This window comes from Corynebacterium sp. HMSC14B06 (assembly GCF_001807075.1).
GTDB classification, from domain to species: Bacteria; Actinomycetota; Actinomycetes; order Mycobacteriales; family Mycobacteriaceae; genus Corynebacterium; species Corynebacterium jeikeium_D.
On the sequence record NZ_KV787404.1, the window covers coordinates 45,475 to 60,077 of the forward strand.

Consider the following 14,603-nt stretch of genomic DNA (forward strand, 5'->3'; position numbering starts at 1 on the left):
ACTATTTTCCTTCCCAAACACTACATTCCATAACATGACTATTTCCTCACGTTTGGCGGCGGAGCAACACACCACCGCTTTTCTCAATGAAGACCTTCTACGCCGACGCACTGCTGCACTGACTCCGATGGGGTCGCGGGGCTACGACAAGCTCAAACTGACTGAGCGCATGAATGCCCGCGAGCGCATTGACTACCTGCTGGACGAAGGATCTTTTGTCGAATTTGATGCGCTAGCCCGCCACCGCACTACCGCATTTGGGATGGAAGCCAAACGCCCCGTGACCGACGGAATCATCACCGGCTGGGGAACCATAGACGGCCGTGAGGTCTGCATCTTCTCTCAGGACGGCACAATCTTCGGTGGTGCACTCGGAGAGGTCTACGGCGAAAAGATGGTCAAGATTCAGGAACTTGCCATCACTACCGGCCGCCCCCTTATTGGCATGTACGAAGGCGCCGGCGCCCGCATCCAAGATGGCGCAGTCTCACTGGACTTTATTGCCCAGACGTTCCACCACAACGTTCGCGCCAGCGGCGTCATTCCGCAGATTTCAGTCATTTTTGGTGCCTGTGCGGGCGGAAATGCCTACTCCCCAGCACTGACGGACTTCGTTGTCATGGTGGAGGAAAGCTCCCGTATGTTCGTCACCGGCCCTGACGTAATCGAAACAGTCACTGGCGAAAAAATCAGCCAGCACGAGCTCGGCGGCGCCGACACCCATATGGAGATCGCCGGAAACTCCCACTACACCGCCACTAGCGAGCAGGATGGACTCGACTGGGTCTGCGATTTGCTGGACTACCTCCCCAACAACACAACCTCCCCCGCGCCCAGCTGGGATTCCGATGCCAGTGACGAAATCACCGACACTGATCGCACCCTCGACAGTCTCATTCCCGACAGCCCATCCACGCCGTACGACGTGCATGAAGTCATCTACGCGCTTTGCGACGATGCGGAGTTCCTGGAAATCCAGGAAAACCGGGCAGCCAATGTCGTAATTGGCCTTGGCCGTCTCAATGGTCAATCTGTTGGGTTTGTCGCTAATCAGCCCATGGAATTCGCGGGCTGCCTAGATATCGATGCAGCGGAGAAGGCCGCGCGATTCGTCCGAACCTGCGATTGTTTCAACATTCCACTCGTCTTTCTCGTAGACGTACCCGGCTTTCTCCCCGGTTCAAATCAAGAACACCAGGGAATTCTGCGCCGTGGCGCTAAATTGCTCTATGCGTATGCAGAAGCAACCGTTCCTAAAATCACCGTCACCATGCGCAAGGCCTATGGCGGTGCTTATTGCGTGATGGGGTCAAAGGGGCTCGGCGCGGATGTAAATCTGGCTTGGCCGACGGCACAGATCGCCGTGATGGGCGCCTCTGGCGCAGTACGCTTCCTCCATCGTGCCGAGATTCGAACCGCCACCGAAGCAGCTCTCGCAGCAGATCCAGCGGCCGATAGATTTGGCACTCCCGAGAGTGTGAAAGAACTCATTGCTGAACTGGAAATGGGATACGAGCAACACATGCTCACGCCTTATCGTGCCGCCGAACGGGGGTTAATTGATGAAGTCATCCTCCCCTCCGAGACACGAACTCGAGTGATAAAAAATCTGCGCCTGCTAACTTCAAAGAAAGTACCGTGGCCTGCGCGCAAGCACGGCAATATTCCACTGTAAGAGCAGGCTTTTTGCTGTACAACGAGCTAGTCATTACCCCTACTTTTGTTAACAGCGATTGCCCCCAACTACCTCCCCCCGTTTTCGAAACGTAAACTAGTTGGTATGACGACTGCCGCAAATACATCAACCGGTGAAACCCCGGATTTGACCACTACTGCTGGAAAGCTGGCCGATCTGCGAGCCCGTCTCGCAGAGACCCAGGCTCCAATGGGCCAGGCCAGCATTGACCGCGTCCACGACAAGGGCAAGATGACCGCTCGTGAGCGCATCGAGTTCCTCTTGGACGAGGGCTCGTTCGTGGAGGTTGACGCTCTCGCACGTCACCGCTCCAAGAACTTCGGCCTCGACGCCAAGCGCCCTGTCACTGACGGTGTTGTGACAGGCTACGGCACCATCGATGGCCGCCAGGTCTGTGTCTTCTCGCAGGACGGCGCCATCTTCGGTGGCGCGCTCGGTGAAGTCTACGGTGAAAAGATTGTCAAGATCATGGATCTGGCCATCAAGACCGGTGTCCCAATTATCGGCATCAACGAGGGTGCTGGTGCCCGCATCCAAGAGGGCGTTGTTTCCCTCGGCCTCTACTCCCAGATTTTCTTCCGAAACACCCAGGCTTCTGGTGTTATTCCACAGATCTCCCTGATCATGGGCGCCTGCGCTGGTGGCCACGTCTACTCCCCGGCTCTGACCGACTTCATTGTCATGGTCGATGGCACTTCCAAGATGTTCATCACCGGCCCGGACGTTATTAAGACCGTCACTGGCGAAGAGGTCACACAGGAAGAGCTGGGTGGCGCTGGTACTCACATGAGCACCTCCGGTACTTCGCACTACACCGCCGCTGATGACGAAGACGCTCTGACTTTCGTTCAGGAATTAGTCAGCTACCTGCCGTCCAACAACCGCGCTGAGGCTCCTCGCATGGAGGCTGAGCCGTTCGAGGGCTCCATCGCTGACAACATCACTGAGACTGACCTCGAGCTCGACACGCTGATTCCGGACTCCCCAAACCAGCCGTACGACATCAAGGACGTCATCACCCGTCTGGTCGACGACGAGGACTTCCTGGAAATTCAGGAGGACTACGCACAGAACGTGGTCATCGGCTTCGGTCGCGTGGAGGGTCGCTCGGTCGGTTTCGTCGCCAACCAGCCGATTCAGTTCGCTGGCTGCCTCGACATCAAGGCATCCGAGAAGGCGGCTCGCTTCGTCCGCACCTGTGACGCCTTCAACATTCCGATCATCATGCTGGTTGACGTTCCAGGCTTCCTGCCGGGCACCAACCAAGAGTTCGACGGCATCATCCGCCGTGGCGCCAAGCTGCTGTACGCATATGCTGAGGCCACCGTCCCGAAGATTACCGTCATCACCCGTAAGGCCTACGGCGGAGCTTACTGTGTGATGGGCTCCAAGGACATGGGCGCTGACATCAACCTGGCATGGCCGACCGCTCAGATTGCGGTCATGGGTGCTTCCGGCGCTGTCGGCTTCATCTACCGCAAGGAGCTCAAGGCTGCTGCGGCCGAGGGCAAGGATGTCGTCGCACTGCAGAAGGAGTACGAGGCAGAGTACGAGGCCACCCTGGTCAACCCGTACATGGCTGCTGAGCGCGGCTTCATCGACGCCGTTATCCCGCCGAGCGAGACCCGCGGCCAGATCATCGAGGGTCTGCGTCTACTGGATCGCAAGGTTGTTAACGTACCCGCCAAGAAGCATGGGAACATTCCGCTGTGACCGATTCCAAAAACACCCCAGCAACCGAAGACAAGGACGCCGCTACAGCCCCGGCTGCACCGTTCATGTCCGTCCTCAAGGGCAACCCGTCTGACGCTGAAACTGCCACGCTCGCGCTTTTGTTCGCAGGTATGGCAGCAGCCGGCGGCGCCCCAGAGGACCGCGGCCCGCGCAACAACTGGGGTCGGCTGGAAGAGGGTTTCCACCAGCCGCACCAGCACGTACCGGGCACGTTCCGCAACGTCCATTTCTACTAGTACAGCTACCGCTTAGCGCGTAGTCGTTACCGCACGCTAGCTGCGTCGATTCGCTAGCACAAAGCGCCACCATCGGGTTTTCCGATGGTGGCGCTTTGGTTTTTGTTACTGCCTTAGCCTTGACCACTGCTTATTACTAGCGTTGTTCACCCAGCGACTCGCCATCAAACTCGTCATCGAGCTCCCGGTCCAGCCGACGCTGATCACGGTTGCGAGCTACCGGCCACACCACCTTGAACAGGAAATACACAAACGCCAGACCGATGGCAGCACCCACCACAGCGCCGGCAATGAATCCCCACGATTCCGATAGTGCCCCACCAGCGCTTGCCTCAGAGAGCAATTGCACTCTGATAAAACCAATCAGCCACAGCCCAATGACGGCTACGAGTGCTGCAATCTCGCCTTTTGTAAGACCATTAATCTTCGGCATTGGCACTTGACGTCGCAACCACCGCTGCGAAAACAGGAGTCCAACCAGCGGCATCAAGATGATTGCCACTGTCACGCCCACCATCTTTGGCTCTGGAATGAGCCAAATCAGTACCGTTGCAAGCACGTAGTTAGCCCACATCATCATTGTGAACCCGTACGTGTAGGACTTATGCAGCAACATCTGCTGATACTCATCGTCCACCGTGGCGCTGTTGCGTTCAATTACGACATCCGCATAGGACATTGTCAGTATCCTTCCTCACCAAAAATTTCTTCGACTGTTTTTCCCAGGACCTTGCAGATACGCAACGCCAAATACACCGAAGGCGAGTAATTTCCCCGCTCGATATTTGCAATGGTTTGCCGCGAGACCTCCACCTGCGCGGCTAAATCCGCTTGGCTCAGCTCCAACCAGCGTCGGTATCTCCTGACCTGGTTCGAACGTTCTTCCCCACTCATCTGTGTACTTTCTTTAACTTGATGTCCACTTTACTTTACATCACTAGAAGGCAGCTGCCATCTAAAAAAATCTGCCTGTTCTTACAATCGGGCCAACCCCACGCATGTTTGCCACAAAAATTAGGCTTTACGATTCCGCCCTCACTAAAATCACTAACTATGAGCAGCCCCCGAATCGTCTTGGCTTCCACTTCCCCTTCGCGACTGCACATTCTCCGCTCTGCAGGCATCGAGCCCATCACAGTAGCGCCCAACGTCGACGAGGATGCCGTAATCACAGCCCTTCCGGACGCATCGCCGGTACGCATCGTCGAGGAACTCGCGCAGGCCAAGGCACACGCTGCCTCTCCGGCCTACCCCAATGACATTGTCATTGGCGGGGATTCAATGCTGCTTCTCGACGGGCAGTTGCAGGGCAAGCCCCACACGGAAGAAAAGACCATTGAGCGCTGGCATCAACAGAGTGGCCGGACGGCTGAGCTGATTACTGGTCACTGTGTCGTGACACCAAAGGGCGAGCACCTTGAGGTGGCGATTACTTCCCTCGATTTCGCTGAAGTCCCAGAAGAGGACATCCGTGCCTACGCTGCGACGGGCGAGCCGCTGAAGTGCGCTGGCGCGTTTACTTTGGAGGCTCTAGGCGGCTGGTTTGTCGATGGCATCAATGGCGACTCATCCAGTGTGATCGGACTGTCGCTACCTGTCGTGCGCCGAGCTCTGTATCGCTACGGCTATTCGGTCTCCCAGTTCTGGAATCGGTAGGCATCGCAAGAACCGTCGAAAAGCAAAAACCGCACCAATTTGGTGCGGTTTTCCTAGCTGTTGAGACTACTTGTTAGCAGCCTCAACGCGCTTGATGGCCTCCTGAGCAACAAGCTCCTGGATACCCATATCCAGCTCGGAGGTGAAGCCAACACAGGAGCAGTTGATCTCGCCGAGAACGTAGGTGTCCTCGCCGTTCTCGCCGTCTGCCAGCATGAAATCAGCGGTCCAGATCAGCGGGATATTGTCGCCACCGAGGTTCTCGGCAATGACCGGGCGAGCCTCAGCAAACATGTCGATGAGGTCCTGCCACTCTTCCGGCTTGTTGTAGGTGTACTTCGCGCCAGAGAACAAGGTTGCGGAGAAAGCGTCGCCGCCCTCGGCCGGCTTCTTGTGAACCACGAAGACCGGGTGCGGGCCGACCAGCAGAATGCGAATTTCGCCTTCGGTGATGCGCGGCATGAAGCGCATGTCCACAAGCATGCCGTTATCGCCGATGATGTACTGGTCGCAGAAATCCATGAACTCGCCGAGCTCACGAGTCTCAGTGTGATTGTCCACGGCCTCGGTGCACTTCAGCTTGGTGTTTAGCGGCAGCGGGGTGCCCGGCTCAACGTTCTTAGCAACCTCTTCGTCAGCGATGCGCACGCGCCAGATGCCGGATCCGGTGGAGCCACGGTTCTGCTTAAGGACGCGCTCGCCGTAGGACAGGGAGGTCGGGAAAGTGCTGTGGAATGCCTCGACGTCGTAGTAAGCAGCGGTGTCAGACGGAACCAGGTCAGTATCCTTGAGCTTGACCAGTGCGTCCTTTGCGCCGTAGGCCATCATCTCGCCCGGGGTGGACATACCAACCAAACCAGCGACCGAGAGACTGGTCAGAAGCTCGAAGTAGCCCCTCTCACCACCCGGGATGTTGCCCGGGTTTACGCGGGAGATGTAGCCGTCGAAGTTCTGGGAGACGTAGTCGTACAGGTCGTCCTTCCACTCCGGTCGGTAGTAGACGACCTCAGCGGACCAACCGGCTTCGCGGATAGCGTTGACGATTGGCATGGTGTCCTTGCGGTGTCCGTCGAAGTACTTGTCCGAGCCGCCCTCGATCTCGAATACAACAATGTTCTTGTGCACAGGCACTCCTTTTAAGAAAATACATGGACTTCCGGCACTCAATTGTCTCCGTAACGCAGCGAATACCCAGGCAGATAGCCCATTTCAGCCCATTTTCCAGTGATACGAATCAACACAGTTTTTGCGCTAACTCTCAGCTAAATTTTAGGGCACTACCTGGACTCCAAGCGCGCTGAAAACACTGCTTTTACCCCCAACTGTGAGGCGTATCCCAGGGTGGCCGCGGACGCAATTGTTGCCGTCGGAAAGCGCTCACACTGGGGACTATTCCGCCGTTCGCCACGCGACCCGTAAACTAGATATGCAATTGACGATAAACGTCAGAAAGTCCCACCCACCCAACTTGCGCCAAGGGAGTATCCGATGGCTGTTCCGCACGACCCGCACCCCCAGTTCCAGCAGTACGCCCACCCTGAGCGCCTCGTCTCTAGCTCCTGGCTTGCTGCCCGACTGGGCTCTCCCGGTCTGCGCGTTGTTGAATCCGACGAGGACTCACTGCTTTACGACATTGGACATATTCCGGGCGCGGTTCGCATCGACTGGCATCACGACCTCAACGATCCTGTGCGCCGCGACTATATCGACGCCGAAGGCTTTGCCGAGCTCATGCGCGAGAAGGGTATCTCGCGCGATGACACCGTCGTAATCTACGGCGACAAGTCCAACTGGTGGGCCGCCTACACACTCTGGGTTTTCGAGCTTTTTGGGCATCCCGACGTGCGCCTGCTTAACGGTGGCCGCGATGCCTGGATGACTGAAGAACGAGACACGAGCTTCGAGGTCCCCAATTACCCACGCACTGACTACCCTGTCGTCGAGCGCGACGACAAGACACTGCGCGCCTACTTCAGCGATACACGTGAGCTCATTGGAAAGGCTCCGATTATCGACGTGCGCACTCCGGAGGAGTATGCCGGTGCACGAACCCACATGGTCGATTACCCACAGGAAGGCGTCCTGCGTGGTGGCCACATTCCAACCGCGGTAAACATTCCATGGAATCAGTCCGTTCACCCGAACTCGCGTTTCCGCGATCGCGAAGAGCTCGAGCAGATTTACGCGCACGTCCAATTTGAAGATGAGGCGATTGTCTACTGCCGCATCGGCGAGCGCTCCGCGCACACCTGGTTTGTACTGCACCACCTGCTCGGCCACGAGAATGTTCGCAACTACGACGGCTCGTGGGTTGAGTGGGGCAATATGATTGGCATGCCCATTGCCCACGGTTCGGAGCCGGGAAGCCTGTAGGCGATCGACGCAACCGGTGGGCGCTTCCCCCACCGTTTTTCCAGCGTCAGCGGCTGACGCTACACCGGAGATTTAGTTTCCCCCTGCCGCCCCCAATCAAGGGGGCGGCTCTTGCACTCTTGGGTGATAATTTTAACCACAAACCTAGGTTTTTGGGCGGAAAATAGCCACTTCAGCTGCCCCCATGACCACTTGAACGCTGCTCAAGACCACAATCCCTACCCCCTTATGTAGCGAGCAAAAAGAGGTTGCTTACCGCACCTGTGACACAATGGAGACATTGGGTCACACGCTGTTAGCTACCGCGTGGTGAACCGCATTGCGGTTCACCACTCAGTTAACTGCAGTGCTGCTTGTGATTCCTACAAATGACTGTCGCAACCTTGCCCCGAGGGCCAATTCTCGGGGTGCCCACGAAAAATGGAGGATTTCGTGTCCGAGCAGACCACTGAAAAAATCACGAAGGTTCTCGTCGCCAACCGTGGCGAGATTGCCGTTCGCGTTATTCGCGCTGCGAAGGACGCCGGCATTCCTTCCGTCGCCGTTTACGCTGAGCCGGATGCGGACGCTCCTTTCGTGACCATGGCGGATGAGGCTTTTGCTCTCGGTGGCACCACTTCCGCTGAGTCCTACCTAGTTTTCGACAAGATTCTGGACGCCGCAAAGAAGTCCGGCGCTAATGCCATCCACCCGGGATACGGCTTCCTGTCGGAGAACGGCGACTTCGCTGAGGCTGTTGAGAACGCTGGCCTGATCTGGATTGGCCCGTCACCAGAGTCCATCCGCGCCCTGGGCGACAAGGTCACCGCTCGTCACATCGCGCTGAAGGCTGACGCTCCAATGGCTCCAGGCACCAAGGAGCCAGTTAAGGATGCAGACGAGGTCGTCGCGTTCGCTAAGGAGCACGGTCTGCCAATCGCCATTAAGGCCGCTTTCGGTGGCGGTGGCCGCGGCATGAAGGTCGCACACAAGATGGAAGAGGTCGCCGACCTCTACGAGTCCGCTACCCGTGAGGCCGTTGCGGCCTTCGGTCGCGGTGAGTGCTTCGTAGAGCGCTACCTGGACAAGGCACGCCACGTCGAGTGCCAGGTTCTCGCTGATAAGCACGGCAACGTCGTTGTCGCCTCCACCCGTGACTGCTCGCTACAGCGTCGTTTCCAGAAGCTCGTCGAGGAAGCACCCGCTCCGTTCCTGACCCCAGAGCAGGATGAGCGCCTGCGCCAGTCCGCTAAGGACATCTGCCGCGAGGCTGGCTACTACGGTGCGGGCACCGTTGAGTACCTGGTTGGCGCTGACGGTCTGATTAACTTCCTCGAGGTCAACACTCGTCTACAGGTGGAGCACCCGGTCACCGAGGAAATTACCGGCCTCGATCTGGTCCGCGAGCAGTTCCGCATTGCTGAAGGCAAGGAACTGTCCATCAAGGAAGACCCGGAGATGCGCGGTCACGCTTTCGAGTTCCGCATCAACGGCGAGGACGCCGGCAGCAACTTCATGCCGGCTCCGGGCACCATCACCAAGTACGTCGAACCGTCCGGCCCGGGTGTCCGCATGGACACCGGCATCAAGGAGGGCGACGTCATCGGCGGCCAGTTCGACTCCATGCTGGCCAAGCTGATTGTTTGGGGCGAGACCCGCGAAGAGGCCCTACGCCGCTCCGCTCGTGCTCTGTCCGAGTACCAGGTTGAGGGCCTGGCAACGGTCATTCCGTTCCACCGCCACATTGTGGAGAACCCGGCGTTTGTCGGCGATGGCGAGAAGTTTGACGTCTACACCAAGTGGATTGAAGAGGAATGGGACAACCCGATTGCTCCGTACGACGGTGACTCCGACGCTGACACCGACACCGTTCCGGCTCAGAAGGTTGTCGTCGAGATCGACGGTCGCCGCGTCGAGGTAGCCCTGCCGGGCGACCTGGCTCTGGGCGGCGGCAACGCTGGTGCCAAGAAGAAGAGCAAGAAGAAGCGCGCTGGCGGTTCCAAGAAGGCCGCTTCCGGTGACGCTGTGGTTGCTCCGATGCAGGGCACCGTCATCAAGGTCAACGTCGAAGAGGGCCAGGAAGTCTCCGAGGGTGACACCGTGGTTGTCCTTGAGGCCATGAAGATGGAAAACCCAGTCAAGGCTCACAAGGACGGCGTTGTCACGGGTCTGGCTACCGAGGCTGGCTCAGGTGTCGGCAAGGGCGATGTCCTGATGGAACTGAAGTAGTTCTAAAGCTCTAAGCGGGGCTGGTTGCGATGGGATTCGCAGCCAGCCCCGCTTGATTCTTTTCAGCCCCTCCCCCGGCGCCCTTAAACACTGTTCAGGACGTCTAGAGTGGACGGTATGGAACCCATGGAAGTAAATGCCGGCCGCTTCTACTGCCGTCCGCTGCGCCACGATTCCCGCGTCGATGACGCCCCGGTCGCAACCCAATTACTCACAGAATTGGCCCCTGACTCCGTCGCCGAGTTCCTTCGGAACTCCACCACCGAGTGGGAAAACGACACCGCCTACCGCTTTGCGGTTGCTGAGCAGACGAACGTCGAGATGCTCGCACTAGCAACCGTCGAGGTCATCAATGCCGACCACGTCAGCATCACCGTCCGTCCCGCAGGCGATCCCGCACGCGTGTTGCCTAACGACGATCAGGTCCTCACCAAGGTAACCGTCGCCGACGGCGTCGAAGCCGCCGAAAAAGCCCTCCACCGATGGGCAGAGGGCTTCTTGGGCAAGAAAGTCAGCTAGCCGAACTGGCACCGCTGCGACTGCTCAGTCCTAGGCGCCGGAACGCAGCAGGTAGATATCCATAATCCAACCGTGCTCCGCACGGAGCTTCTTTTTCAGCTCCGCAATCTCTTCGCCGACGTCGCCAACGCGACCACGGCGGAGCGTCTCCAGCTCCGTTCCCAGGAATGCACCCCAGAGAATCTCTTCCTCCGGGTCCGCGTGCTCGAGCCAGGCTGCACCGCCATCGAGCATCACCACCGCATCCATGCCAGGCGCACGCTCCCCCAGGCGCCGACCAGTGGTAATCAATACCGGCTTACCAATCTGGTTCAGGCACTCTCCATGCGCTGCGGTCAGCGCGGAAATCGCCGTCACACTGGGGATAACTCGCGAGCGCACGTCCAGCCCAAGGTCGCGGACGCGCTGCAAAATCCGCAATGTTGAGTCGTACAAGGAGGGGTCCCCCCAGACCAAGAACGCACCGCGGCGCTTGCCCTCTCGTCCGAGGTGAGCGACGAAGGCGTCGGCAAGCAGCTCTGCACGGCGCTGATGCCAGTCACGGACGACTGCGCCGTAGTTATCGGGCGTGCGGTCACGTGGCGGGTCGGGAACGGTAACGAGTTCGACATGCGGCGCATGCTTATCGACGATCGCCTGTCGCGCAGCCAACAAGTCCGCTTTGGCATCACCCTTGTCGAGAGCAAAAACTACGTCGACATCAGCAAGAGCGCCGATAGCCTCGAGCGTAAGGTGGCTCGGACTACCGGCGCCGATTCCGATGACGTCTACATCGACATATCCGCTGTATACAGGGCTCTCGGCCTGAGTGCGGGCGGCGTCGTTTCGACTAGTGATTGGTCGGATCTCCCTCGTAACCGAACTGTTCAGCCATCTCATCTGGAGACAGGCCAGCCATCGAACCCTGGAGGTTAGCCGAAGCGGCCTGCTTCAAGTAAATCTCGCAAGCGTTGGCCATGTACTTGGAGTCGTACACGTTCATCTCCAGAATCGGAGTCAAAGAGCCATCATCTTCCATGCGCGAAACCAAAAGGTGCGGCTTGTCCGAGTCCGTGGTCATGGAGCACTTAATCTTGACACCGTTGACATCCGTGAAAGTTGGCTTAATCATATTGTCATCCTCCTCCAAAACAGCGACCGGAAAATAAGTAGCGCTGTTGCGACCGCAAGCGCAAGAAAGTCGCTCGTTATAAACCATGTTAGCCAGATTCCGGGCGGCACCGCCGAGCACAAAAGCACATGGGGGTAATAGCGAGCTTCCTGCATGTTTGCGTGTCAGGTCGAGGACCCAATTGCCACTAGAGCTCGCAGATGCGTTAAAGTGATGAAGTAATTTTCCGGCCGCCGAGAATGTGTTTTCACGGCTGTTTTACCCGGAAGATGATTGCCCTAGTAGCTCAGTGGATAGAGCACGGCTCTCCTAAAGCCGGTGTCGGAGGTTCGATTCCTCTCTGGGGCACAAATACCCTCGTGACCTTTTACATATAGGGCGCGAGGGTTCTTTGTTTTTCTCACGACCGGCCACTACGCCCCCCTCCTGAGAACGCATCACCCAGCAATTTCCAGAAACACTTGTGTTAGGCTTACCTAATCACGTGGCGTGTAGACTTCCGCCAGTACAAAACAGCCCAAGACTTGTTGAAGGACAGTGACAACTATGGCTGGCCTAGCTAAAGCAGCAGCACCGAAGCGTAAGCCCCGTAAGGCACACGAGGCAACAGTTACTGGACGTCGCCAGATTTCCCCAGACCTTGTTCGTTTGAGCATGAACTCGCCTGCATTTGTGGGCAAGGAGCTGGAGTTTACCGACCATTACATCAAATTACTGTTTGTGCCAGAGGACGCTGATTACTCCTGGCCGTTCGATATTGCGAAAATTCGCGCCGAACAGCCGCGAGACAAACTGCCAATCACCCGCACATACACTCTGATTAATGTGGACTCCGAAACCGGCGACTTTGACGTCGACTTCGTCACCCACGGCGATTCCGGCCTGGCTGGACCGTGGGCACGCGTAGCCGAAATCGGAGACAAGCGTGGCTTCTTAGGGCCAGGAGGCGCATGGGGACCTGCAGCAGAATATGAACACTTTGTACTCGCCGGAGACGAGTCCGCAGCGCCAGCTATCAGCGCCGGACTGAAGCACCTCCCAGCAGGCACGACCGCAACCGCATACATCGAAATCGAGTCCGAAGATCGGAAGTTTGAGCTCCCAACCCGAGAGGGTGTGGAAGTCCATTGGGTCCTCCGCAACGGCGCAACCCACGGCACAGAGCTATCCCGCGCAGTGCGCGAGGCGGGCATTCCAGAAGGTAAGAAAACTAGCTGGTTCATCCACGGTGTCGCCGAGATGATCAAGGAATTGCGCCGCTTCCTCTTCGTCGAATCTGAGATCCCGAAGAAAGACGTTTCCATTTCTGGCTACTGGCGTATCGGTATGACCGAAGACCAGTGGCAGTCTTCTAAACGAGAATTCAACGCTGAGGTTGAGGCCGAGGAGGAAAGAGCCAGGGCCTGACGCTTGCTCGAACGTTAGCGCTCGCTACGCCTTTCAACAACGACGCGTTTTCCTGCCAACCAGTCGAATGGGTGCCAGCGGCAAACAGCAACCCAAATCATCAGGACACCAAAAAACAGTTCAACGTTTGGCTCAAAACCCGTAGGCAAGAAAATCAGCGACAATAGGTAACAATTACGTACCGCTGCCCGCCAACCTCTGTGCCAAGAATCGTCTCCTGATTCGAGCTCCGATGTTCCCTCTGGCTGAGCGACTTCGAACGGAGTTGCCCCAGAGTCTGCTTTCCGCGCTGGAACAACGTGTAGCAAAAATGCGCTTTTACCAAACGTCTGTTCACCGCGAGCCTCTGCAACCACGCGCACAAAGAAAAAGACAGCTGGGAATATGACACCATACAAAATCCTGAACTCTGGCGGACTCGGCAGCGCCCAGTTCGCCATGGCTGCTTCCCACGCAAGTTTGCCAAGTGCCACAATGATGGCAACAAAGATTCCTACAAGGAACGAATCCAGTATCCACGCGCCACTGCGCCGAGCGAACAAATCCGCATTACTCTTTACGGGGAATCGATTCGGGGTGCGCCGATACATGGGACACACGCTATCAAAACCACTTATGACTTCACAGACGAATTGCCTTTCCCTACCACACCCGTTCTGCCACGATTAGAAGCATCCAGTATGCAAATCGAAAAGTCGACTGTATAGTTGCCGGTTGAATCAACCTATCTATTGGGTGTCAGCAACTACCTTGCCAATAACTCGGCAAGTTCCCCTATAGCTGGCACCCCCAGTGGTTTTTCAGGAGTCCCTACCCAGAAAGCCGAGAATTAAACCACGCGACGCAGGCCCGAGAAGCCCAGAAAGTGAGATGGATGTGAATACGCGAACTCAGCTGTCAGCCGTACAGCACCCTAAACTCACTGCCGTCCGGCGCAAGAACCGCCGGCAGCTGGCGCTGGCCTGCTGCTTCCTCACCTTCGCAGCCACGGCCACCAGCTGTGCCAACAACGAAAGCGAGGAGGTTGCCGCGACGCAAACCTCGTCGTCAAGCTCGCTTACTACGGCGTCGTCGACAAGCTCGCCGACGACGACGGGACCAAAGGTTCGAGAAGGCGGTACGCCGCGCATCGGGCAGCTGTGCCCGAACCAGACCGGCGAAATACGAATGAGCGCCAACGGCCAGAATCTTGAATGCGCACAAGTCGGCGAGCAGGAGGTGTGGACGGTGCTGCAGCAAACCCCCGCGAACCCGACATCGCAGCAAATGTGGATCTCCACTACTTCGACGACCTCTGAGCCACAGCCTCAGGAACCTGAGCCGACGACTCCGAGCGAGAGCACAACGGAGACTAGTGAGACGGAGAGCTCGACGACCTCTGATTCTTCCACGCCGCCCGATACTTCAACGACTCCGACTACCTCCGGCGAGCCGACGGAATCGGAATCGGAGCAAGACGAGCAGCCAAGCGAAGATAATCAAGGGCTCACCGGCCTGTTCCGCTAGGTTCGTCTCGGACGGCGAGGTTCGTCGGCTCGGGACTTAGTTAGGTGAGGTGCGCTAGCTCGCCCTAAAACACCAAAATCCGCTGCAAAAATTCTGCAGCGGATTTTTTTATTTACCCAACAGATACGAAGAGACGAGCCTGAACAGATCTGAGCCC

Annotated in this window: 15 protein-coding genes and 1 tRNA gene; 10 read left to right on the forward strand and 6 right to left on the reverse strand. The window is 57.5% G+C overall.

The window, feature by feature from the left end; genetic code table 11:
• Positions 1-34: 34 nt before the first annotated feature.
• The 3 genes from HMPREF3130_RS10690 (at position 35) to HMPREF3130_RS10700 (ending at position 3,666) form a co-directional block, all read left to right on the forward strand.
• Entirely contained in the window at positions 35-1,675 is a 1,641-nt protein-coding gene (locus HMPREF3130_RS10690; RefSeq protein WP_016423282.1) for an acyl-CoA carboxylase subunit beta, read from the forward strand.
• Between the two features lie 105 nt (positions 1,676-1,780).
• A complete protein-coding gene (locus tag HMPREF3130_RS10695; RefSeq protein ID WP_016423283.1) occupies positions 1,781-3,409 on the forward strand; it encodes an acyl-CoA carboxylase subunit beta in 1,629 nt (542 codons plus the stop codon).
• Positions 3,406-3,666 (forward strand): acyl-CoA carboxylase epsilon subunit, encoded by a 261-nt coding sequence (locus HMPREF3130_RS10700; RefSeq protein ID WP_016423284.1) that lies wholly within the window; start codon positions 3,406-3,408, stop codon positions 3,664-3,666. The genes HMPREF3130_RS10695 and HMPREF3130_RS10700 overlap by 4 nt, the downstream gene beginning before the upstream one ends.
• Positions 3,667-3,802: 136 nt before the next feature.
• On the opposite strand, the gene HMPREF3130_RS10705 is transcribed toward HMPREF3130_RS10700, so the two are convergent.
• Both HMPREF3130_RS10705 and HMPREF3130_RS10710 read right to left on the reverse strand, forming a co-directional pair.
• Positions 3,803-4,345: a hypothetical protein gene (locus HMPREF3130_RS10705; RefSeq protein ID WP_016423285.1), complete on the reverse strand. Its 543-nt coding sequence runs from the start codon at positions 4,343-4,345 to the stop codon at positions 3,803-3,805.
• A gap of 2 nt (positions 4,346-4,347) precedes the next feature.
• A complete protein-coding gene (locus HMPREF3130_RS10710) occupies positions 4,348-4,560 on the reverse strand; it encodes a helix-turn-helix transcriptional regulator (RefSeq protein ID WP_042388872.1) in 213 nt (70 codons plus the stop codon).
• Positions 4,561-4,719: 159 nt separating this feature from the next.
• On the opposite strand from HMPREF3130_RS10710, the gene HMPREF3130_RS10715 reads away from it, so the two are divergent.
• Entirely contained in the window at positions 4,720-5,322 is a 603-nt protein-coding gene (locus HMPREF3130_RS10715; protein WP_016423286.1) for a Maf family protein, read from the forward strand.
• 66 nt (positions 5,323-5,388) lie between these two features.
• Here the strand turns inward: HMPREF3130_RS10715 and HMPREF3130_RS10720 are convergent, their stop codons facing one another.
• Entirely contained in the window at positions 5,389-6,447 is a 1,059-nt protein-coding gene (locus tag HMPREF3130_RS10720; protein ID WP_016423287.1) for a Cj0069 family protein, read from the reverse strand.
• Between the two features lie 363 nt (positions 6,448-6,810).
• Between HMPREF3130_RS10720 and HMPREF3130_RS10725 the strand changes: the two genes are divergently transcribed.
• From HMPREF3130_RS10725 to HMPREF3130_RS10735, 3 genes are all read left to right on the forward strand, one after another.
• Positions 6,811-7,695, forward strand: coding sequence for a sulfurtransferase (locus HMPREF3130_RS10725; protein ID WP_049189714.1), 885 nt, complete (start codon positions 6,811-6,813; stop codon positions 7,693-7,695).
• A gap of 420 nt (positions 7,696-8,115) precedes the next feature.
• The gene (locus tag HMPREF3130_RS10730) at positions 8,116-9,903 is read left to right on the forward strand and encodes an acetyl/propionyl/methylcrotonyl-CoA carboxylase subunit alpha (protein ID WP_042388874.1); all 1,788 of its coding nucleotides are present in this window, start codon (positions 8,116-8,118) and stop codon (positions 9,901-9,903) included.
• Positions 9,904-10,020: 117 nt separating this feature from the next.
• Positions 10,021-10,422 carry a hypothetical protein gene (locus HMPREF3130_RS10735; RefSeq protein WP_042388876.1) on the forward strand — a complete coding sequence of 134 codons (402 nt, stop codon included), beginning with the start codon at positions 10,021-10,023 and terminating at the stop codon, positions 10,420-10,422.
• Between the two features lie 30 nt (positions 10,423-10,452).
• On the opposite strand, the gene cobF is transcribed toward HMPREF3130_RS10735, so the two are convergent.
• Together cobF and HMPREF3130_RS10745 are read right to left on the reverse strand one after the other, a co-directional pair.
• Positions 10,453-11,301 carry a precorrin-6A synthase (deacetylating) gene (gene cobF / locus HMPREF3130_RS10740; protein ID WP_070429953.1) on the reverse strand — a complete coding sequence of 283 codons (849 nt, stop codon included), beginning with the start codon at positions 11,299-11,301 and terminating at the stop codon, positions 10,453-10,455.
• Positions 11,252-11,533, reverse strand: a complete 282-nt coding sequence (locus tag HMPREF3130_RS10745) for a cg0963 family protein (RefSeq protein WP_016423292.1) — start codon at positions 11,531-11,533, stop codon at positions 11,252-11,254. The genes cobF and HMPREF3130_RS10745 overlap by 50 nt, the downstream gene beginning before the upstream one ends.
• A gap of 275 nt (positions 11,534-11,808) precedes the next feature.
• Between HMPREF3130_RS10745 and HMPREF3130_RS10750 the strand changes: the two genes are divergently transcribed.
• Both HMPREF3130_RS10750 and HMPREF3130_RS10755 read left to right on the forward strand, forming a co-directional pair.
• Positions 11,809-11,881, forward strand: a tRNA-Arg gene (locus tag HMPREF3130_RS10750).
• A 198-nt stretch (positions 11,882-12,079) separates the two neighbouring features.
• Complete coding sequence (locus HMPREF3130_RS10755) at positions 12,080-12,940, forward strand: siderophore-interacting protein (RefSeq protein ID WP_016423293.1); 861 nt, start codon at positions 12,080-12,082, stop codon at positions 12,938-12,940.
• A 14-nt stretch (positions 12,941-12,954) separates the two neighbouring features.
• Here the strand turns inward: HMPREF3130_RS10755 and HMPREF3130_RS10760 are convergent, their stop codons facing one another.
• Positions 12,955-13,530: an RDD family protein gene (locus tag HMPREF3130_RS10760; RefSeq protein WP_016423294.1), complete on the reverse strand. Its 576-nt coding sequence runs from the start codon at positions 13,528-13,530 to the stop codon at positions 12,955-12,957.
• Between the two features lie 280 nt (positions 13,531-13,810).
• Between HMPREF3130_RS10760 and HMPREF3130_RS10765 the strand changes: the two genes are divergently transcribed.
• Entirely contained in the window at positions 13,811-14,446 is a 636-nt protein-coding gene (locus tag HMPREF3130_RS10765; RefSeq protein WP_070429955.1) for a hypothetical protein, read from the forward strand.
• The last annotated feature ends 157 nt before the right edge of the window (positions 14,447-14,603 follow it).